The sequence below is a fragment of the Planomonospora sp. ID67723 genome (assembly GCF_015711605.1).
Taxonomy (GTDB): Bacteria; Actinomycetota; Actinomycetes; order Streptosporangiales; family Streptosporangiaceae; genus Planomonospora_A.
The window spans coordinates 1,786,366-1,805,078 of sequence record NZ_JABTEZ010000002.1; the positions used below are offsets into that span (position 1 = coordinate 1,786,366).

An 18,713-nucleotide genomic window follows, 5' to 3' on the forward strand; every position below is an offset into this window, starting at 1 on the left:
AGGCGTGTCCCGCGGATCATGGCGGCCGCGACGGGCTCAGTCGCCCGGCGCCTGCCGGTTGTCCGACCACGCCTCCCACAGCGCCGCGTAGCCGCCGCCGGCACGGACCAGCTCGGCGTGCGTACCGGTCTCGGCCACCTTTCCTCCGTCGAGCACCACGACGCGGTCGGCCGCCGCGGCCTGGGTGAGCCGGTGCGCGACGACGAGCGCGGTCCGGCCGTCCACCGCGGCGGAGGCCGAGGCCTCCAGCAGCCGTGCCCCCGCGCTGCCCGCCTCCGCCGTCGCCTCATCGAGCACGACCACCGGAGGGTCGGCCAGGACGAGCCGGGCCAGCGCCAGTTGCTGCGCCTGGGCGGGGGTGAGCCGGTGGCCGTTCTCGCCGACCACCGTGTCCAGCCCTTCGGGCAGCGCCTGCGCCCAGGTCAGCGCCCCGACCCGCTCCAGCGCGCGGCGGAGCTCGTCGGCCCCCGCCTCCGGCCGTGCCAGCCGCAGGTCGTCGGCGAGAGTGCCGGAGAAGACGTGGACCTCCTGGGTGACCAGCGCGACGGGCCGTCCGGCCGCCGCCCGGTCCGTCCCGGAGGGTTCCGTGCCGTCCACGGTGACCGAGCCGCTGCCGGGCGGATGGACGCCTGCGATGATCTTGGCCAGTGTGGTCTTCCCCGCGCCGCTCGTGCCGACCAGGGCGATGCGCTCCCCGGCGGCGATGTCGAGGTCCACGCCGTGCAGGACCGGGTGGCCCGGCCGGTAGGCGTACTCGACGCCGCAGACGCGGACCGGGAGGGAGACGGCCGGGAGAGCCCGCACCGGGGCCGGGGCCGGGCTCGGGGCTGGGACCGGCGCGGCGTCGGCCACCCCGACCAGCCGCGCGAGACCCGAGACGGCGGCCTGCGCGTCGTCGGCGAGGCCGAGCGCGATGTTGACCGGCGTGAACAGGCTGTGGAAGTAGAGCGCCGCGGCGCTGGCCGTACCGACGCTGGCATCCCCGTTCCGCACCAGCAGGAACCCGGTCGCGAGCACCGCGGACAGCCCGGCGAGCTCGGCGAGGTTGAGCCGGGAGTAGAACCGCGTCACCAGCCCGACACCGCGCAGCGCCAGGTCCACCGCCGCGCGTGAGCGGGTGCCGACGAGGCGGACGTGCTCCTCGGCGAGCCGGAACGCCCGGACGGTGGACGCCCCGCCGACGGTGTCCAGCAGTTGCTGCTGCTGGGCGCCGACGGCGACGCGCTGTGCGGCGTACAGCGGGACCGCCCGGCGCACGTACCAGCGCACCGTGCGCACCTGGATGGGGACGGCCACCAGCGCCACGAGCAGGAACCGCCAGTCCAGGACCGCCAGCCCGACCAGGGTGAGGCCGATCGTCAGCAGCGAGCGGGCCAATGCCGGCATCGCGTCGCGGACCGCGTTCGTGATCACCGAGACGTCGTTGGTGACGCGCGAGGTCAGGTCTCCCGACCCGGCCCGCTCCACCCGTTCCAGGGGGAGCCCGAGGGCCCGCTCCACGAACCGCTCCCGGAGCGTGGCCAGCATGCCCTCGCCGAGCCGGGCGATGAAGGAGACGCCGGCCGCGGCGGTCACCCCCTGGGCGACCGCGATGACCGCCAGCCAGGCCACCGGGGCGGTGATCGCGGCGGCGGGCCGCCCTGCGGCGACCAGGTCGATGATGTGGCCGAGGATCGGCGCGGTGAGCAGCCCGACCCCGGTCGAGGCGATCAGGATCGCCAGGCCGCTCAGGGCCGCCGCGCGGTGGGGGCGGGCCAGTTCGCGTACGGCCGCGCGGGTCTGCGCCGCGGTCGCGGTGGGCAGCAGCTCCCGATCCTCGTCCTGCCGTGTTCCTGCCGTGCCGGTCATGCTCATCTGGGTGTTCTCCTCCACCGGATCCTCCCGGGCTCAGGCCAGGACCGTTGCCCGGTAGGCCTCGTTGTCGTGGACGAGCTCGACGTGGCGGCCCTCCGCCGCCGGGACCCCGCCGTCCACGAAGATCACCCGGTCGGCCGCCGCGAGCAGCGCCGGACTGGTGACCAGCATGATCGTCGTCCGTCCGGACCTGACCTTGCGGATCCCCTCGGCGATCCGGGCCTCGGTGACCGCGTCGACCGCGGTGGTCGGATCGTGCAGGACCAGGACCGGGGCGCCGGTGGCCAGGGCGCGGGCGAGGGCCACCCGCTGGCGCTGCCCGCCCGACAGCGAACGGCCTCGCTCGGTGAGCGCGGTGGCGGCGCCGTACGGCAGGACCCGGGCGATCTCGTCGACCGCCGCGGCCGCCATCGCCGCCTCGGCCGCGTCCGGAGCCGCGTCCGGCGGCATGGCGGCGGTGACGTTGCCGAGCAGGCTCCCCTCGAACAGGTCGGCGTCGTGGTCGGCGACGACGACGGCGCGGCGCACCTCGGCGGGGTCGAGGGTGCGCAGCGGCACACCGTCCAGTTCCACCACGCCCGACGAGGGATCGGCGGTGCGGTTCAGCACCCGCAGCAGTGAGGCGGCGACCGCGGGATCGGCCGTCACGACGCCCAGCAGCTCGCCCGGTGCGACGTCGAGGCTCAGCCCGCGCAGCGCGCCGTGCGTGACCTCGTGCAACCGGATCCGGCCCTGAAGGGGTTCCGGGAGGACGTCGTCGCCTCCGGTCACCGCGGGCGGCATGGCCAGCACCGAGGCGACCCGGGCGGCCGACGCGCGCCCCTGGGCGAATTCCCCGTTGGCCCAGGACAGGATGGACAGCGGGGTGAGCAGGAACTGGGCGAGCCCGACCGCCGCCACCAGCTGTCCGACACTGATCTCGCCCTGTGCGGCGAGCCGGCCTCCCACCAGGGCCACGATGGCGATGAAGACGCCGGTCAGGGTGAGCATGCCGCCGTCGTGCCAGGCCTGGGCCCGTGCCGCCCGCAGGGTGGCGGCCAGCGAGTCCCGGCTGGTGCGCCGGTAGCGGTCGACCGCTGCGGCCTCCGCTCCGATGCCCTTGAGCACCCGCAGTCCGGCGATCAGGTCGGCGGCCACGCCCGACGCGTGCGCCGCGCGTTCCTGCTCGGCGCCGCTGCGCCGCTCCAGCGGCTTGCCCAGCAGGTGCGCGAGCAGCAGCAGAGGCGGGATCCCCAGCAGGACCACCAGGCCCAGCGGCACGGAGACCCGGAGCAGCGCCACTCCCCCGGCGAGCAGCCCGGCCAGCGCCGAGACGCCGGCGGCCAGGGCCACGTTCACGGCGCCGACCCGCTTGGCGTCCTGTGTGGCGACCGCGACCAGCTCGCCCGGGAGCCGTCCGGCCTCCGCGCCGCCCCTGGCCTGCAGGACCCGGCCCGCCAGTTCGGCCCGCAGCCCGTGCGCGGCCAGCTCGGACGCCCGCTCGGCGATCCGGAAGCTGAAACGGTAGCTGAAGGACAGCACGGCGAAGACCGCGGCCAGCGCCGCGATCCAGCCGGCGAGCTCCGCGGCGTCACCGGTCGAGATGGCCCTGTCGATGACCACTCCGATCATCACGGGCACCAGGGCTTCGCAGGCCTGGTGCCCGGCGGCCAGGGCGGAGCCGCCCGCCGTGTGCCTCCAGTGCCCGGTGATCGAACGTCGCAGGACGTCACGGCCTTCGATCGGCATCGCCGCTCCTCCAGGTCAGTCGCATGTGATCAGGCAGCAGGTGGAGCAGGCCTCCCGCCCCGGGAGCGTCACCCACAGGCAGCAGGTGCGCCGGCGCATCGAGGGCAGTTCCAGCAGATCGGCCACCGGGCCTCCGGCCGACCGCAGCAGGGCCTCCGCCGCGCCGGCGGGATCGTCGAGCAGGTCCTGGGCGAAGGAGACGAGCGGCTGGGCGAAAGCCTCGGCCACCGAACCCCACAGGCCCCGTCTGCCGGTCCGGGTGAGCGCGTGCAGCGCCTCGATGAGCGGCGCGTGCAGGTCCTCCAGCAACGTGCTGCGGATGACCGCGCCCAGCTCCTCAAGCCCGCCGCCGGCTACCAGCGGCTCGCACAGCCCGAACCGCAGGCGGGGCTCGGCCGGTGACGAGCGCAGCACCGTGTTGCGCGCGGTCATCAGGGGGACGTGCCGGTTGATGGCCCATCCCATGACGACCGGAAGGGTGGTCCAGTAGGAGAATCCCTTCCACCACAGGGCGGCGGCCACGTGCGGTGGCGCCTCCCACTCGCGCCGGGCCACGTCGAGGAGCTCACCCAGCCGCCGGTACGGCGGGGCCGCCAGCTCCGCCGCCGTGTACCAGTCCGGTCCTCCGGCGTACAGGCCGGGCGTCAGCGCGAGAGGAAGCCCGGCCTCGGCGGCGGCGCGGAGACGCGCGGTCAGCGGCTCCAGCATCGTCTCGGCGGACGGCTCGCCGCCCAGCAGCGCGGTCCCCGTCGCGTTCACGCCTCCTCCGATCATCAGGTCAGGTAAGGCTAACCTAAAACGATCGAATGGGGGAGTGCCGTGCGGGTTCGATCGGCGGATCGACGGCGTCCGCGACGTCACCGTGGACCTCCCCACCGGACAGGTCACCGTCACCGGCGGCCGTCCGCTGCCCGCCGACCGGATCGCCGACGCCGTACGCAGGGCCGGTTACGAACTGACCGCTCTGGCCCTGTAGGGCGTACGCCACCCGAAGCGTCACATCCCCGCCATCACGCCCCTGGAAGGGCTCGCGATGGCGGGGACGTGTGGAAGCCGTGCCCGGATCAGGTCCGTACCGCCTCGGGCCGGATGTCCTGCCCGGTGACCGCGGGCTTCGGCTGGCGCATGAGCAGCACCGTCAGGACCGCCCCGGCCGCCGTGACGGTCCCGGCGCCGATGAAGGCGGCCTGGAAGCCGCCGGTGAGCCGGGGCAGGTCGCCGAGCCGGTCGGCGCCGGAGGAGGTGGCGATCATGAAGATCATGATGGCGACGGTCATCGGCAGCAGCGCCGCGCCGCTGGCGAAGGCGCCGTAGCCCAGCACCTGCTGGAGATAGAGGTTGAGGAAGTACCGCATCGGGATCCATGCCGCCCCCAGCAGCGCCATGGCCAGGTTGGCGGTGGCCAGGCCCGGGGTGCGCCAGATCGCGAGCGGCATGAGCGGCTCGCGCACGCTGCGCTGGATGAGCAGGAACGCCACCAGGAGTGCGACGGCCCCGGCCAGCTCCAGCACGGTGGCGGCCGAGCTCCAGCCCTGTTCGGGGGCGCGCCGATCCCCGGGCCGCGCGGGCCCGGCCGGTTTCCGGCCCGCCGGGCCCGGCGGAAAACGATCACCTTGCGGGGGCCGGACTATGCTGGAAGCGGCCACCGGCGCGGTGAAGCAGGAAGACCGCCGGCGGTGGCCGGAATCCCCTTCCCCGGGAGGGAAGCCCGAAGGACACGCGTCGGAGGAGGCCGCCTCATGCTGTACGTCTTCGGCTTCGAACGGATCGGTGTGGCGGTGAGCGACATCTTCTTCGTCGACCCGAACCCGAACAAGGGTCAGGAAGGAGCTGAGCGCGGCGTCCGCCTGGAGGTGCGGATGCTGGAGCGGGGACAGCTGAAGGGTTCCATCTACTCGGCACGCCCCATTCACGTCGATCAGCCCATCTGGCGCGTGGATCTGCTGGAATCGGTCGCCGGGCAGCCCGGAAGCTTCGACCGGGCCCATCACCATCCCGTCTTCACCGGCTGGGACCCGGGCCCGCGGGTGTTCAGCAAGGAGCTGTCGAGCGATCCCCTCGGCTGGCTGGCGGGCAGGCTGTCCGAACTGGACGGGGTGCTGCAGGAGGCGGGAATCGACGGTGACGACGTGATCGCCGCCGATGCGAGCCGGGTCCGGGCGTGCGTTCCGGAAATCCTCGACAGCGTGAACCGGCTGCTGGTGAAGGTCCGGGCCGGAGGACTCGACCGGCCGTCCGGAGAGGAAGCGGCCGACAGCATCCGCGAGAGCTGGCTCTGATCATCATCCCTGGGTGAGGTGCCCGCTGCGGGTACCGAGGCCGTCTCGCCTCTCCGGGCGCCCTTCTCCCCGGGAGGATCATCCGTCTTGGCTGGTTGACGACCCTTCCCTTAGGAGCTGTTTGGGGTTCGGATCTAGGTAGGGCCCGGTGGCGGGCCGGCGGCTGGTAGAACTCGGACGTGGCGCGTTTTGATGTGACGGACGCCGAGTGGGCGTTGATCGAGCCGTATCTGCCGGTGGCGGCCACCGGGCCGCTGCCGCGGCGGGTGCGTGATCAGTTCAACGGGATCCTGTGGCGTTTTCGCACCGGGTCCGGCTGGCGTGACGTCCCCGAACGCTACGGGCCCTGGTCCACGCTCTACTCCCGGTTCAACGGCTGGGTCAAGGCCGGGGTGTTCCAAGGGCTGATGGACGCGTTGATCGCTGAGGCGGCATCGCGCGGGCAGGTCGGGCTGGAACTGGTCAGCGTGGACTCCACGATCGTGCGGGCGCATCAAGAATCGGCCGGTCTGGCCGTGGCCGGGGAGACCCTGGATGCGCTGGAGCAGGCCCTGACCGAGGAAAAGGGGGCTCCGCTATCGGAGCAGCCGCCGGTGCTGCGGGTGATGCGCCTCCGGTGACACCCGGCGCGGACACCTCGTCGGAGCAGGATCGCGCCGCTGCGCGGCGACGCCGCAGGGCCCGGACCAAGGCCGCCGGGCTCGGCCGGTCCCGCGGCGGGCTGAGCAGCAAGGTCCATGCCGCGGTCGACACCCGAGGGTTGCCGCTGGCCTTCGTGCTCACGCCCGGCCAGGCCGCCGACTGCCCGCAGTTCATCACCGTCATGGACAAGATCCGCGTTCCCGGTCCGGTCGGTCGGCCCCGCACCCGGCCGGGCGCCCTCGCCGCGGACAAGGCCTACTCCTCCCGTTCCAACCGTGCTTACCTGAGGAAACGCCACATCAAGGCGGTCATCCCGGAGAAGAAGGACCAGGCCGCCAATCGCAGGAGGAAGGGCAGCCGGGGCGGTCGGCCCGTCAGTCACGACACCGATCTCTACAAGGAGCGCAACACCGTTGAACGCTGCTTCCAGAAGATCAAGACCTGGCGCGCTCTGGCGACCCGCTATGACAAGGCCCCGGAGAGCTACGAGGCTGGACTCTACCTTCGAGGTTCGATCATGTGGCTGAAGTTCCTCACCTCAACCACATGATCCGAACCTCGAACAGCTCCTAGTGTCGCCGGCATGGCGTTCACCGGTAAGGAGCACGTGTCGCGGCCCCGCCCCGAGGCGATGGTGGTCATCGGAGGATGGGCCGCGTTCGCGGCTGCGGCTGCGGCGTGGCGCTGGTTCGCTCAGGACAACGAGTCGCGCACGCCGTACTGGGGCGTGGTGGCGGGTGTCATCACCGTGGCGATCGCCGTCGTGGTCACTCTGATGATCGTCTGCGGTGTCCGGGCAGGACGCGCCGACGCAGGCGGTTCTCGCGGGAGTTCCATGCCGGGCCGCCTGCTCGCGGTGGCGGCCTGGCTGGTGGGTGGCCTGTTCGCCTTTTTCGACCTCATCCTGCAACACGACAAGCGCAGCGGAAGCGGCACAGGCTGCTCCTTCGAGTCGCTGAACCGGCCCGCCCCGGAGGTGGAGGCGCTCGGAGGTCTCCTCGCCCTCTCGGCCACGCCTGCTCTGGTGGTCCTGCTCATCGCGGCTCGCCGCTCGCGGGTGATCGCGTGGTTGTCACCGGTTCTCATCCTCGGCCTGTACCTGCTGGGGATGCACCTGTGGGAGGCGCATGGGACGGAGACAACGTGTTCGTACTGATCATGGCTTCTCTGCTCCCTGGAGGGGCCGGTGTTCGCCTCCCTCCGGGCGTCGGGCGTCCGGTCGTGATCGTCCGGGCGGCGAGCCCGGGTGACGGCGAGGAAAGCCGGCGCGAGCAGGGCCGACGCGCTGGAGCGGTACCCGGCCGGAAGGTGCGGACGTGCACGGGCGAACCGCGGGGACGAGGCGCCGCATTCCATCTCACCGCCCGCCCACCCGCGCTCCGACGCCGACGAGGATTTCGCGTAGCCACCGATGCCCCGCGTCGGCCTGGTGGACCGAGTGGTACCAGAACGCCTCGATGACGGGCACCGCCTCGTAGGGACAGGGCAGGATCTGGAAGTCCTCCAGCCCGGACATCCGCCTGGCCAGCCGCTCCTGGAGAAGGGAGATGCGCCGGGTGCCGGGGACGAGGAACGGCAGAGATTGGAAGTTCTCCACCACGACCTCGACCCGCGGCTCCACGCCGAGCATGGTGAGCTGCCGGGCCGCCGAGGCGATCGCCGTCGGACCGCGGAAGGTCACCGCCCACGGAAGCTCTCGCAGGTGGTCCATGGTGATGCCGTCGCGCAGGTCGGGATGGTCCCGGTCGGCGATGATGACCCACCTGTCGGTGTAGAGGTCCACCGCCGGATGGGCGGAGACGAAGCCGTGCGGCATCAGCAGGCCGTCCACCGAGCGCAGTGTGGTGTCGATGTCGTCGACCCGCGGGACGTTGATCTGCAGGAACCGCAGCCGGATGCCGGGAGCGGCGTGCTCGACGGTGCGCATCAGCTCCTTGCCGAGGACGGTCAGTGCGTAGTCGGAGCTGACCAGGATGAACTCGCGGTCACTCGTGGCGGGATCGAAATCGGGCCGGGCGGAGAAGACCCGATCGACGACGCTGACCGCCAGCGCCGTCGCGTCGACCAGTGAGGCGGCGAGTGGCGTGAGCTCGAAGCCGTTGCCGACGCGCAGGAGAAGCTCGTCGTCGAAGTGCCGGCGCAGGCGGGCCAGGCCGGCACTGGTGGCGGGCTGGCTGAGCCCGATCCGCTGACCGGCGCGGGTCACGTTGCGTTCCTCCAGCAGCGCGTGCAGCGTGGTCAGCAGGTTCAGGTCCAGGCTCTCCAGCCCCATCGGCCTCTCCGGATTCATGCGATGGATGCGCTCATACAACCTATCTGCTTGTCAAATCCGCAGGCTTGTCCCAGGGGGACGCTTCGCCCCTGCGGGGCGCCCGTGCCCGGATCCGGCGGGAACCGGGCACGGCAGCGCGGGACGGCCACCGGGGACCGTGGTCAGGGACGGGTGCGCGGGCGTCTGCGGGCCGGCGGCACCGGCACCGGCGCGGTGCCGGGGACGACCGTGTTGGAGACGGTGCCGATGCCCTCCACGGTGAGGGTGACGGTGTCCCCGGGCCGCAGCGGCGGAGGGTCCTGCCGTCCGTTCCGGCCCCATAGCTCGGCGAGGCAGCCGCCGTTGCCGCAGGTGCCGGAGCCGAGCACGTCACCGGGGCGCACCCGGGCGCCGCGTGACGCGTAGGCCACCAGATCCTCGAACGGCCAGGCCATGTTGGACAGCAGATCGCGGCCGACCTCCCGGCCGTTGACCTCGGCCGTCAGGGCGAGCCGCAGGAATCCGTCGGCGTCGCGGTAGGGCTCCAGCTCGTCGGCGGTCACCAGCCAGGGGCCGAGCGTGGCCGCCGAGTCCTTGCCCTTGCAGGGGCCGAGCCCGACCTGCATCTCCCGGGACTGCAGGTCGCGGGCCGACCAGTCGTTGAAGATCGTGTACCCGAAGATGTGGTCGCGGGCCTGCTCGGGGGAGAGGTCGCGGCCCTCGCGGCCGATGACCGCGGCCACCTCGAGCTCGAAGTCCAGGGCGTGGCAGCCGGGCGGGACGGGGACGTCGTCGTGGGCGCCGACCATCGCGCAGGGGTTGGTGAAGTAGAAGGTCGGCGCGTCGTACCAGGCGTCCGGGACGCCCGCGGCGCCGCTCACGCTGCGGCGCACGCCCTCGACGTGCTCCTCGAAGGTGACGAAGTCACGGACCGAGGGCGGTTCGATCGGCGGGAGCAGCCGCACCGCGGCCAGGGGCACGGCCGCTCCGGTGTCCGGGACGGAGCCGGTACGGACGACGTCGAGGAGGCCGGTCTCCTCGGGGAAGGGCAGGACGGAGCCGCCGTCGACGACGCCGCTGCGGCGCAGGCCGAGATACTCGAAGGTCGCGAGACGCATGACGGGCTCAGACCGGCGGGGCGACGAAGACGCCGCGGTCGACATCGTTGAACGACTCCTTGGCCACCAGCTCGTTCATCGGGTTGGCGGTGCCCCACTGGTCGGTGACCTCGGGCCGGGAGAAGTCGTAGACGTGCGGGTGCCAGGCGTCCTCGTCCAGTTCCTCCAGCTCGGTGGTGTACTCCACGGTGTTGCCGTGCGGGTCCAGGAAGTAGGAGAAGGTGTTGTCGCCGGCCAGGTGGCGGCCCGGTCCCCAGATCATCTTCACCCCGGCGCGCAGCAGCCTGCCGGTGCCGTACATGTACTCGTCCAGGCCGCGCAGTTCGAAGCTGATGTGGTGCAGGCTGGCGTGGGGGCCGCGGGCGATGGCCATGCTGTGGTGCTGGGGGTTGCAGCGCATGAAGTGCATGACCTGGCCCATGCGCGGATGGGCGAGGGTGTCGGAGAGCGCGAAGCCCAGGTGCGTCTCGTACCAGGCGCGGGTGGCGTCGATGTCGGGGGAGTTGAGCACCACGTGGGAGAGCCGCACCGGGACGGCCTCCTTGGCCTCCAGCCGGCGGTGCCTGCGCACGGCCACGTCGGCGGAGACCTCGACGGTGCGGCCGTCGAGGTCGAAGAAGCGGAAGCCGTACCCGCCGCCGGGGGTGTCGATCTTCCCGGGTTCGGAGATCAGCCGGACGCCCGCGACGCGCAGCCGCTCGGCCAGGGCGTCGACGTCGGAGGGGGTTGCGGCGCCGAAGGCGACGAGGTCCAGCCGCTTGCCGGCGTCCTTGCGCAGCCGGATGACGTACTGCTCAGGGGAGCCTTCGGCGGCCAGGAAGCTGATGCCGGTGTCACCGGCGACCTCGGTCAGGCCCCAGACCCCGGAGTAGAACTCGCGCTGCCTGTCGTAGTCGGGCACGGCCAGGTCGACGTGGCGCAGGTGGGTGATCAGGCGTTGCATGTCAGTCCTCGATCTCGAAGAGGTGTACGGCGTTGCGTCCGCGGATCGCGTCGAAGGCGTCATCGTCGAGCCCGGCGGCGCGCAGCGCGCCCACGGGATCGTCGGTGCCCATGTCGAAGGGGTGGTCCGAGCCGAGCAGCACCCGGCCGGGCCCGGCGGCGCTGACGAGGTGGCGCAGCACCGCCGGATCGTGGACGAGGGAGTCGAACCAGAGGTCCTTGAGGTAGCTGCTCGGCTCGCGGGCGCAGCCGCGCGCGTCCGGGCGCACCCGCCAGCCGTGGTCGGCCCGGCCCAGGTGGGTGGGGAGGTAACCACCCCCGTGCGCGGCCACGATTCTCAGGCCGGGATGCCGGTCGAGGACCCCGGAGAAGATCAGATGGGAGAGGGCGGCGGCGTTCTCGACCGGCTGCCCGACGATGTTGGACAGGTACCAGCGGTCCAGCCGCTCGTCGAGGGTGCAGCCGAACGGATGCAGGAAGACCGCCGCCCCGGTCTCGGCCGCCCGCGCCCACAGCGGCTCGTAGGCGGGGTCGGACAGCTCGCGTCCGGGGGCGTGCGAGGAGATCTCCACGCCCTTCAGGCCGAGCGCCAGGGCGTGGTCGAGCGCCTCGACGGCCAGACCGGGGTGCTGGAGCGGGACCAGGCCGAGGCCGTACAGCCGGCCGGGGGCTTGGGCGCAGTGCGCGGCGGTGCCCTCGTTGGCCAGTCGGCAGACCTTCTCGGCGAGCTCCTCGCCGGCCCAGTAGTGGTAGTGCGAGGGCGAGGGGCTGACGATCTGCACGTCCACCCCGGCGGCGTCCATGTCGGCCAGTCGTACCGGGACCTGGGTGAGGCGGGCGATGCGCTCGCCCACCATCCGCCCGGAGACCGCCAGGGCGTCGGGGCCGTTGCGGCGGGCGTCCAGTTCCCGCTGGGCCTGCAGGCCCGGCTGCCCGGCCACGGCCTGCTCGACCTGCGGCAGGATGACGTGGGCGTGCACGTCGACGGTTCTCACACGTGGCGCGCTCATGGACGCTGCGTCACCATCGCGGCGATGCGGCCCATCAGACCGGGCACGTCGGCGTCCGGGACGGGGTTCAGCTGCCAGTCGGCCAGCTGCAGGGACGCCTCGACCACGGCCTTCACGCGCTCGTACCGGCGGTCCATGAAGGCGTCGAACAGCGCCTGGTCGAGGCGGTCGGCGGCGAGCAGCAGCTCGGCGAGGACGGCGGCGTCCTCCAGGCACTGGGCGGCGCCCTGGGCGAGGGTGGGCGGGCAGGCGTGCGCGGCGTCGCCGATCAGGACGACGCGGCCGCGGTTCCAGGGGCGGTCCACCAGCAGCGACTCGAACCAGGTGTAGTTGATGCGGTCCGGATCCGTGATGTCGGCGCGGATCCCGTCCCAGGCGCCGCCGTACCCCTCGGCGAGGGCTCGCATGCGGGCGGGCTTGTCGGCGTCGGCCACCGACTCGCGGGGCCGGGCCCTCTCCACCAGGTAGGCGTACATGCTGTCCTCGCTGGTGGGGCAGTAACCGGCGATGAAGCACGGCCCGCCGTAGACCAGGTCGGTGCGCTCGACGTCCTCGGGGCGGCGGGTGTGGATGCGCCAGATGCCCATGCCGGTCGGCCGGGGGGCGGCCTCGACGCCGATGAGCCCGCGGACCTTGGAGCGGATGCCGTCGGCGCCCACGACCAGGTCGTAGGTGCCGGCGGTCCCGTCGGACAACCGCGCCCGCACGCCGTCGCCGGTGTCGGTGAGGGTCTCCACGGTCAGGCCGAGGCCGATCCTCGCACCGGACTCCCGTACGGCGTCGGCGAGGATCGCGGCCAGTTCGGGGCGGTTCATGCCGAGTGTCGCCGGCAGGTCGGCGCCGCCGGTGCGGGCGTCGGGGATCTCGGCGACCAGACGCCCGTCGGGGGTGCGGATCCCCAGGGAGCCGAACGCGAAGCCCGCGGCGGCGACCCGGTCCCAGACGCCGAGGTCGCGCAGCACCCGCAGCGCGTTGCCCTGCAGTGTGATGCCCGAGCCGAGCGCGGTCAGCTCCGGCTTGAGCTCCGCGACGTCGACCGCGACGCCGCCGCGGGCGAGCAGGATCGCCAGGGCCGATCCGGCGGTGCCTCCGCCGACGATGAGGACGTTCCCTACGGCTGCCATGGAGACCTCACTTGATGGCGATGGGGTTGACGGGGGAGCCGACCGCGCCGGTGACGGGCAGCGGGGCGGCGGTGAGGAGGAACTCGTGGACACCGTCGGCGGCGCAGTGCGCCGCGAGGGCGTCCAGGTCCCACATCTCGCCGATGAGCAGGCCGATGTGGGGGATGACGACCTGGTGCAGGGGCTGGAAGGCGTTCTCGAACTCGTTGGGCCGCACCTCGAAGCCCCAGGTGTCGGTGGCGACGGCGGCGATCTCGGTGCGGTGCAGCCAGCCCGCGGTGGTGAACGACAGGCCGGGTGCGGGGCCGCCGGCGTAGTCGCCCCAGCCGTCGCGGCGGGCCCGGGTGAGCTGCCCGGTGCGCACGCACACGATGTCGCCGCGGCCGACCGCGACGCCGTGCGCCCGCGCGGTGGCGGTCAGATGCTCCTCGGTGATCGCGAAGCCGTCCGGCAGCTCTCCCTCCTGCCCGAACACGCGGCCGACGTCGAGGAGGACGCCGCGGCCCGCGACGGGCGCGGCCAGGTGCTCGATTCCGGTGACAAGGTCGCCGAGGGAGGTGACGACCTTGTCCGCGGGGCGGCCGTTCCACGCCCTGCCGTGGTCGAAGATGTGGCCGAGGCCGTCCCATTGGGTGGAGCACTGCAGCGGCATGGCGATGACGTCGTCCGCGCCGCCGAACCCGTGCGGGAACCCCTGGCCGCCGTGGACGGCGTCCAGGCCGGTGTCGGTCATGGTGTGCACCGGGTTGGTACGGCGCCGCCAGCCCTTCTGCGGGCCGTCGGTGTCGAAACGCTGGGACAGCGAGAAGGGGATGCCCCGGCGGACCAGCGCCGCGGCCTCCCGGCGCTTGGCCTCGTCGATGAAGTTGACGGTGCCCAGCACGTCGTCGTCCCCCCAGCGGCCCCAGTTGGAGCACGCGGCGGCGGCTTCGGCGATGGCGCCCTCGGGATCGGTACGGTCGAGCATCATGATCCCTCGGCGAGGCAGCGGTTGCGCTGGACGCCCAGGCCGGTGATCGTGCCCTCCATCACGTCACCGGCACGGAGGAGCCGGCCCCAGTGCATGCCGTTGCCGGCCGGGCTGCCGGTGAGCACCAGATCGCCGGGGAGCAGTTCCACGGTCTGCGAGACGTAGGACACCAGCCGCGCCACGTCGAAGATCATGTCCTTGGTGGACTCGTCCTGCATGACCTCGCCGTTGAGCCTCAGCGTCACCTGCAGGTCACCGGGGTCGGCGACGAAGGCGGACGGCACCAGGTAGGGGCCGAGCGGGGTGAACGTCGGGGCGTTCTTGGCCCGCAGCCAGTCGGTGCCGATCTCCGGCATGTCGCGGCGGAACACCAGCTCGCGGGCCGTGAGGTCGTTGGCGATGGTGTAGGCGGCCACGTGCTCCAGCGCCCGCTCGGCCGGGACCCGGAAGGCCGGGCGGCCGATCACCGCGGCCAGCTCCAGCTCCCAGTCGGGCTTGGCGCACCAGCCGGGGATCACCACGTCGTCGTAGGGGCCGGCGACCGAGGACGGCAGGCCGATGAACACGTACGGCTGGTCCTCGGCCGCTCGGCGGTCCATCATCGCCGCGACCTCCGCCCTCACCTGCTCGGCGGGGCGGCCGCCCTCGGGCTCGTGCGCGACCGCCAGGTCGATGACGTGGGTGCGGTAGTTGGCGCCCGACTGCAGGATCTGCCGGGGTTCGACGGGGGCGTGCACCCGCAGGTCCGCCAGCGGCAGCCACTCGCTCTCCGCCGATGCGGCGGCGGCGTGCAGCAGCGGCAGCGCGCTCTCCCACCGCTCCAGCAGTGTGCGGGTGGTGGGCTCGCCGGCGCCCGGTGCGCGGAGCGCGGGGACGGTGCGCAGGTCCAGGACCCGATCGCCGGTGACCAGACCGGGGAAGGCCGAGCCGTTCCCTGCGGAGAAGGTGCCGAGCGCGAACGGGCCGGCAAGAGACGGGGGTGTTTCCACGATGTTTCCTCCCGGTGTGTGCCCCCAACCTTGGGCTAATGGAACCGATCTGGGAAATTGATTCTTCAGATGCAGGTATCCACCGGGTGGATGGTTGGAGAAGGGCCTCGCGGACCTCTCCGGTCCGGCGGCGAGAGCGGGACGGGACCGTCGGCGGGTGGGTCCGTACCGTCCGGGCAGGCCGTCCGTCGCTGCGGACCGCCGGCCGGCCTCGGTTGCGGGGAGGCGGCCGAGCCGTGCCCTCAGCTCAGCAGCGGAGCCAGCGCCTCACGCAGATCCGCGGGTCCGCGGTAGGCGACACCGGTCATTCCCAGCTCGACCGCCGCGGCCACGTTCGGGGCCTGGTCGTCGACGAACAGGCAGCGGCCGACGGGAGCGCCCGCCTCCCGCGCGGCGGCATGGTAGATCCGCGGATCCGGCTTGGCCGCCCCCACCTGTGCGCTCGTGACCACCGCGTCGAAGGACCGGCTCAGGCCCGCCGACTCCAGAACGGCGTTGATCTGGAGGGTGGAGTTGGACACCAGCACGACGGGCACCCGGGTCCGGGCCCGCCGCAGGAGTGTGACGACCTCCTCGTCGATCCGGCACTCCGCCTCGACGAACCCCCGGCTCAGCTCCCGGGCCCTCTCCTCCGAGCCGACCAGTGCGATGAGCTCGGCGGCGATCGACTCCGTCCACTGCTCGGCCGTGGTTCTCCCCAGAGCCGCCGGTACGGCCCGCTCCGGAGTGAAGGCGATCTTCTCCGTGGTGCCCGGCGCCAGCCCGCAGGAGCGTTCGCGCCGTTCGTGCCCGGTCAGGTCGACGTAGCCGATCACGTCGTAGAAGTCGCACAGCACCGCGTCGTACGGCAGGCGCCCCCCACCGCTCATGGTCGTCACTCCCGTCGGTTCGTCCGAGGCGGCCGAGAGTCCGGCGGGCGTCGCCGGCGCCCGCTCGACCTCCCGGGCTCGCCTGCCGTTCGCGGATCCCGATCGTGCCCGCGGTCATTGTCGTCCTCGGCGCGGGCTTCCGTCCACGACCGGCTTCGGGAACCCCGTTCGCTCTGCTGGGCGCCGTTCGTCCTGGAGGCGGGCCGCGAAACCTGGGGCCGGTGACTTGTGGTTCGTGTCACGAACTAATATGGTTCGTGACACGAACCAGATGTCGTCCTCATGGGAGCGAGCACAATGGGTCACACGGTCGCAGTCATCGGTGGAGGTTACGGAGGCGCCGCCGTCGCCAAGGCGCTGGATCAGGACGCAGACGTCGTCCTCATCGAGCCCAAGGACGCTTTCGTCCAGAACGCGGTGTCTCTTCGAGCGCTGGTCCGGCCGGACTGGGCGGGCAACCTGTTCTTCCCGTACGACGGGCTGCTCCAGCGCGGCAGGGTCATCCGCGAACGCGCGGTCTCGGTCGACTCCGGAGGGGTCGTCCTGGCGTCCGGCGGGCGCGTCGACGCCGACTACCTCGTTCTGGCCACCGGCTCCGGATATCCCTTCCCGTTCAAATTCGACACCGATCTGTCCAGTGAGGCGCGAGAGCGGCTCCTGGCCGTCCACGCCGAGCTGGCGGGCGCCGCCCGCGTGCTGATCGCCGGTGCGGGACCGGTCGGCTTGGAGCTGTCCGGCGAGATCAAGGCGGTCTGGCCGGACAAGCACGTCACCGTCGTCGACCCGACGCCGCTGCTGCTCCCCGGCTTCCATCCGCAGATGCGTGAAGACCTGCGTCGCCAACTCGGCGTGCTCGGCGTGGAGCTGCGGCTGGCCACCGCTCTGGGCGCGCAGCCGCCGACCGAGCCCGGCCGGGCGCAGCCCTTCACCGTGCCCTCCACCGGCGGAGAGATCTCCGCCGACATCTGGTTCCGCGCCCACGGTGTCAGCGTCGACAGCGACTACCTCGGTGACGGCCTGGCGGACGCACGCACGCCGGAGGGATATGTCCGGGTGACCGAGACCCTCAACGTCGAGGGCTACGGTCACGTCTACGCGGTCGGTGACATCACCGACGTCGCGGAGGCCAAGATGGCCGGGAACGCGATGCAGCATGCCGAGGTCGTGGCGAAGAACATCATCGCCCAGGTGCGCGGTGAACGGCCCGCGGCGGTCTACCGGCCGTCTCCCGTTCCCTTCGTACTGCTCCCGCTCGGGCCCGAGGGCGGTGTCGGCCAGCTGCCTTCCCCTGACGGGCCGGTCGTCCTGTCCGCGCGGGAGGTCGCCGAGTACAAGGGCTCGGACCTGTTCACCGGCCGGTTCGCGGACCTGTTCGGCGTGGGCGGCGCCCCCGCGGCCGCCTGATCCTGCCCGTGCCGTGACAGGCCCGGCCCCCGCAGGAGCCGTCAGCGGCCGTGCGCGGAGGGCGCCGCCTCGTCCCGCCCGAGGAAGACCATCGGCACGTTGTTGTCCCGTACCACCCGGCTGAGCAGTTCGGTGAGCGTGGCGCGCTCCGCCTCGTCCAGGCCCGCCGGAAGCTCGTCGATCCGCCGGCAGGCTGCGGTGTAGAACGCCTCGGCCAGCTCGCCGCCTTGTTCGGTGAGCGTGACCTGAACCGCTCGCCGGTCTTTCCGGTCCGGCTCGCGCCGCACCAGGCCGCGCTGGGTGCTGCGGTTCACCAGCTCGGTGAGGCTGGACTTGGCCAGCCTCAGCACCGCGCCCAGCTCGCTCATCCCGTACGGCTGCGCCATCAGCACGCAGAGCAGCTGACCTTGCTGGGGGGTCAGCCCGTACTCCCGGGCCGCCTCGGCGTACACGGCGTTGACCAGGAAGGACGACCGCACCAACGCGGTCACGACCCCCCAGTTCTCCTCAGCCTTGCCCATCCGGCCAGGCTACCACGCATGGTTCGCCACACGAACTATTTACACCATGGAGGGAAACCATGACGACGCCACGACGGAAGACAATGTTCGGTGTCGGGATCTCGACCGCGGCCGACGCGGCGCCGCAGGCTCTCCGGCACGCGGCCCGGGCAGACCGCGCCGGGCTCGATCTGTTCACGGTCTCCGATCATCCCTATGTCGGCGGGCGCCTGGACGCCTACTCCATCGTGGGGATGGCTCTCGGCCGCACCACCCGCATCTCGGGGCTGGTGAACGTCACGAACCTCCCGAGCCGCCCCGCACCCATGCTGGCGCGGACGGTCACCTCGCTGTCCGCCCTGTCCGGAGGCCGGATCGTGCTGGGTCTCGGCGCGGGCGGCCTGTGGGACGAGATCGCCAAACTGGGCGTCCCGCGGCTGGGGCCGGGCGCCGCGGTCCGCGCGCTGGGAGAGGCGATCACCCTGGTGCGGGCGCTGTCCGGCGGTGGCGACCCGGTGACCTTCGACGGCGAGTTCTACCAGGTCACAGACCTTGAACCCGCTCCGGCCCCGGCTCCGCCCGTGTGGACCGGCTCGGTCGGGCCGAAATCGCTGGCCGTCACCGGCCGGCTGGCCGACGGCTGGATCCCCGGACACGCCGCGGACTGGCTCAGCCCTCGATACCGGACATCGCGTCCCGTCATCGACCGGGCGGCAGCCGATGCCGGCAGGGACCCCCGCGACGTCGCCACGATCTACAACATGCTCGGCGTCATCACCCCCACCCCGCTCGCCGCCACGCGCGACCGCGACGGCCGCTGGATCGGCGGCTCGGCCGAGCAGTGGGCCGAGGAGCTCACCAACGCGGTGCTGAAGCATGACGCGGCCGGTTTCATCTATTTCACGGCCGACGACACGGCCGCCGACGTCGCGCTCGGCCGCTGGGCGGAGGAGGTCGTCCCACGGGTCCGGGAGGCCGTGGCGGCCGGTTCCTGACGGCCGAGGCCGCCCGGACGGTCATCCCCGGCTCCGGC

The 18,713-nt window shown here is 72.5% G+C and carries 18 protein-coding genes and 1 pseudogene; 6 read left to right on the forward strand and 13 right to left on the reverse strand.

The annotated features are described in order from the left end of the window. Positions 1 to 36: 36 nt before the first annotated feature. From HS041_RS20565 to HS041_RS20575, 3 genes are read right to left on the reverse strand one after another with little or no spacing between them, the layout of a single operon-like run. On the reverse strand, positions 37 to 1,872 hold the full coding sequence (locus HS041_RS20565; RefSeq protein WP_307845382.1) for an ABC transporter ATP-binding protein: 1,836 nt from the start codon (positions 1,870 to 1,872) through the stop codon (positions 37 to 39). A 15-nt stretch (positions 1,873 to 1,887) separates the two neighbouring features. After that, entirely contained in the window at positions 1,888 to 3,582 is a 1,695-nt protein-coding gene (locus HS041_RS20570; RefSeq protein ID WP_196442270.1) for an ABC transporter ATP-binding protein, read from the reverse strand. 15 nt (positions 3,583 to 3,597) lie between these two features. Then, on the reverse strand, positions 3,598 to 4,341 hold the full coding sequence (locus HS041_RS20575) for a (2Fe-2S)-binding protein (RefSeq protein ID WP_196442271.1): 744 nt from the start codon (positions 4,339 to 4,341) through the stop codon (positions 3,598 to 3,600). 55 nt (positions 4,342 to 4,396) lie between these two features. Between HS041_RS20575 and HS041_RS20580 the strand changes: the two genes are divergently transcribed. After that, entirely contained in the window at positions 4,397 to 4,558 is a 162-nt protein-coding gene (locus HS041_RS20580; RefSeq protein WP_196442272.1) for a heavy-metal-associated domain-containing protein, read from the forward strand. Between the two features lie 88 nt (positions 4,559 to 4,646). Here the strand turns inward: HS041_RS20580 and HS041_RS20585 are convergent, their stop codons facing one another. Then, on the reverse strand, positions 4,647 to 5,093 hold the full coding sequence (locus tag HS041_RS20585) for an MFS transporter (RefSeq protein ID WP_230879155.1): 447 nt from the start codon (positions 5,091 to 5,093) through the stop codon (positions 4,647 to 4,649). A gap of 228 nt (positions 5,094 to 5,321) precedes the next feature. On the opposite strand from HS041_RS20585, the gene HS041_RS20590 reads away from it, so the two are divergent. The 3 genes and pseudogenes from HS041_RS20590 to HS041_RS20600 all read left to right on the forward strand — a co-directional run bounded on the left by HS041_RS20590 (position 5,322) and on the right by HS041_RS20600 (position 7,659). After that, on the forward strand, positions 5,322 to 5,861 hold the full coding sequence (locus HS041_RS20590; RefSeq protein ID WP_196442273.1) for a hypothetical protein: 540 nt from the start codon (positions 5,322 to 5,324) through the stop codon (positions 5,859 to 5,861). Positions 5,862 to 6,040: 179 nt separating this feature from the next. Next, positions 6,041 to 7,053, forward strand: a pseudogene (locus HS041_RS20595) (IS5 family transposase). 33 nt (positions 7,054 to 7,086) lie between these two features. Continuing rightward, the gene (locus HS041_RS20600; protein ID WP_196442274.1) at positions 7,087 to 7,659 is read left to right on the forward strand and encodes a hypothetical protein; all 573 of its coding nucleotides are present in this window, start codon (positions 7,087 to 7,089) and stop codon (positions 7,657 to 7,659) included. 201 nt (positions 7,660 to 7,860) lie between these two features. On the opposite strand, the gene HS041_RS20605 is transcribed toward HS041_RS20600, so the two are convergent. The 8 genes from HS041_RS20605 to HS041_RS20640 form a co-directional block, all read right to left on the reverse strand. Beyond that, the gene (locus tag HS041_RS20605; protein ID WP_196442275.1) at positions 7,861 to 8,775 is read right to left on the reverse strand and encodes a LysR family transcriptional regulator; all 915 of its coding nucleotides are present in this window, start codon (positions 8,773 to 8,775) and stop codon (positions 7,861 to 7,863) included. 161 nt (positions 8,776 to 8,936) lie between these two features. After that, on the reverse strand, positions 8,937 to 9,872 hold the full coding sequence (locus HS041_RS20610; RefSeq protein WP_196442276.1) for a fumarylacetoacetate hydrolase family protein: 936 nt from the start codon (positions 9,870 to 9,872) through the stop codon (positions 8,937 to 8,939). A gap of 7 nt (positions 9,873 to 9,879) precedes the next feature. Next, a complete protein-coding gene (locus HS041_RS20615; RefSeq protein WP_196442277.1) occupies positions 9,880 to 10,815 on the reverse strand; it encodes a VOC family protein in 936 nt (311 codons plus the stop codon). A 1-nt stretch (position 10,816) separates the two neighbouring features. Beyond that, a complete protein-coding gene (locus HS041_RS20620) occupies positions 10,817 to 11,824 on the reverse strand; it encodes an amidohydrolase family protein (RefSeq protein ID WP_196442278.1) in 1,008 nt (335 codons plus the stop codon). Beyond that, positions 11,821 to 12,948, reverse strand: coding sequence for an FAD-dependent oxidoreductase (locus HS041_RS20625; protein WP_196442279.1), 1,128 nt, complete (start codon positions 12,946 to 12,948; stop codon positions 11,821 to 11,823). Before HS041_RS20625 ends, HS041_RS20620 begins: the two co-directional genes overlap by 4 nt. 7 nt (positions 12,949 to 12,955) lie before the next feature. Then, positions 12,956 to 13,918: a cyclase family protein gene (locus HS041_RS20630; protein WP_196442280.1), complete on the reverse strand. Its 963-nt coding sequence runs from the start codon at positions 13,916 to 13,918 to the stop codon at positions 12,956 to 12,958. Then, positions 13,915 to 14,907 carry a fumarylacetoacetate hydrolase family protein gene (locus HS041_RS20635; protein ID WP_196442281.1) on the reverse strand — a complete coding sequence of 331 codons (993 nt, stop codon included), beginning with the start codon at positions 14,905 to 14,907 and terminating at the stop codon, positions 13,915 to 13,917. The genes HS041_RS20630 and HS041_RS20635 overlap by 4 nt, the downstream gene beginning before the upstream one ends. Positions 14,908 to 15,149: 242 nt before the next feature. After that, complete coding sequence (locus HS041_RS20640; protein ID WP_196442282.1) at positions 15,150 to 15,776, reverse strand: HAD family hydrolase; 627 nt, start codon at positions 15,774 to 15,776, stop codon at positions 15,150 to 15,152. Positions 15,777 to 16,073: 297 nt separating this feature from the next. Between HS041_RS20640 and HS041_RS20645 the strand changes: the two genes are divergently transcribed. Next, positions 16,074 to 17,180, forward strand: a complete 1,107-nt coding sequence (locus tag HS041_RS20645) for an FAD-dependent oxidoreductase (RefSeq protein ID WP_196442283.1) — start codon at positions 16,074 to 16,076, stop codon at positions 17,178 to 17,180. A gap of 41 nt (positions 17,181 to 17,221) precedes the next feature. Here the strand turns inward: HS041_RS20645 and HS041_RS20650 are convergent, their stop codons facing one another. Continuing rightward, positions 17,222 to 17,701 carry a MarR family winged helix-turn-helix transcriptional regulator gene (locus tag HS041_RS20650; RefSeq protein WP_196442284.1) on the reverse strand — a complete coding sequence of 160 codons (480 nt, stop codon included), beginning with the start codon at positions 17,699 to 17,701 and terminating at the stop codon, positions 17,222 to 17,224. A gap of 59 nt (positions 17,702 to 17,760) precedes the next feature. Between HS041_RS20650 and HS041_RS20655 the strand changes: the two genes are divergently transcribed. Next, positions 17,761 to 18,675: an LLM class flavin-dependent oxidoreductase gene (locus tag HS041_RS20655; protein WP_196442285.1), complete on the forward strand. Its 915-nt coding sequence runs from the start codon at positions 17,761 to 17,763 to the stop codon at positions 18,673 to 18,675. Positions 18,676 to 18,713: the final 38 nt, after the last annotated feature.

Excerpts from the sequence above, each read along its gene's own strand:
- HS041_RS20570 (WP_196442270.1), bottom strand. The coding sequence starts at position 3,582 with ATGCCGATCGAAGGCCGTGACGTCCTGCGACGTTCGATCACCGGGCAC.
- HS041_RS20590 (WP_196442273.1), top strand. The coding sequence starts at position 5,322 with ATGCTGTACGTCTTCGGCTTCGAACGGATCGGTGTGGCGGTGAGCGAC.
- HS041_RS20600 (WP_196442274.1), top strand. The coding sequence starts at position 7,087 with ATGGCGTTCACCGGTAAGGAGCACGTGTCGCGGCCCCGCCCCGAGGCG.
- HS041_RS20605 (WP_196442275.1), bottom strand. The coding sequence starts at position 8,775 with ATGGGGCTGGAGAGCCTGGACCTGAACCTGCTGACCACGCTGCACGCG.
- HS041_RS20610 (WP_196442276.1), bottom strand. The coding sequence starts at position 9,872 with ATGCGTCTCGCGACCTTCGAGTATCTCGGCCTGCGCCGCAGCGGCGTC.
- HS041_RS20615 (WP_196442277.1), bottom strand. The coding sequence starts at position 10,815 with ATGCAACGCCTGATCACCCACCTGCGCCACGTCGACCTGGCCGTGCCC.
- HS041_RS20620 (WP_196442278.1), bottom strand. The coding sequence starts at position 11,824 with ATGAGCGCGCCACGTGTGAGAACCGTCGACGTGCACGCCCACGTCATC.
- HS041_RS20625 (WP_196442279.1), bottom strand. The coding sequence starts at position 12,948 with ATGGCAGCCGTAGGGAACGTCCTCATCGTCGGCGGAGGCACCGCCGGA.
- HS041_RS20630 (WP_196442280.1), bottom strand. The coding sequence starts at position 13,918 with ATGATGCTCGACCGTACCGATCCCGAGGGCGCCATCGCCGAAGCCGCC.
- HS041_RS20640 (WP_196442282.1), bottom strand. The coding sequence starts at position 15,776 with ATGAGCGGTGGGGGGCGCCTGCCGTACGACGCGGTGCTGTGCGACTTC.
- HS041_RS20645 (WP_196442283.1), top strand. The coding sequence starts at position 16,074 with ATGGGTCACACGGTCGCAGTCATCGGTGGAGGTTACGGAGGCGCCGCC.
- HS041_RS20650 (WP_196442284.1), bottom strand. The coding sequence starts at position 17,701 with ATGGGCAAGGCTGAGGAGAACTGGGGGGTCGTGACCGCGTTGGTGCGG.
- HS041_RS20655 (WP_196442285.1), top strand. The coding sequence starts at position 17,761 with ATGACGACGCCACGACGGAAGACAATGTTCGGTGTCGGGATCTCGACC.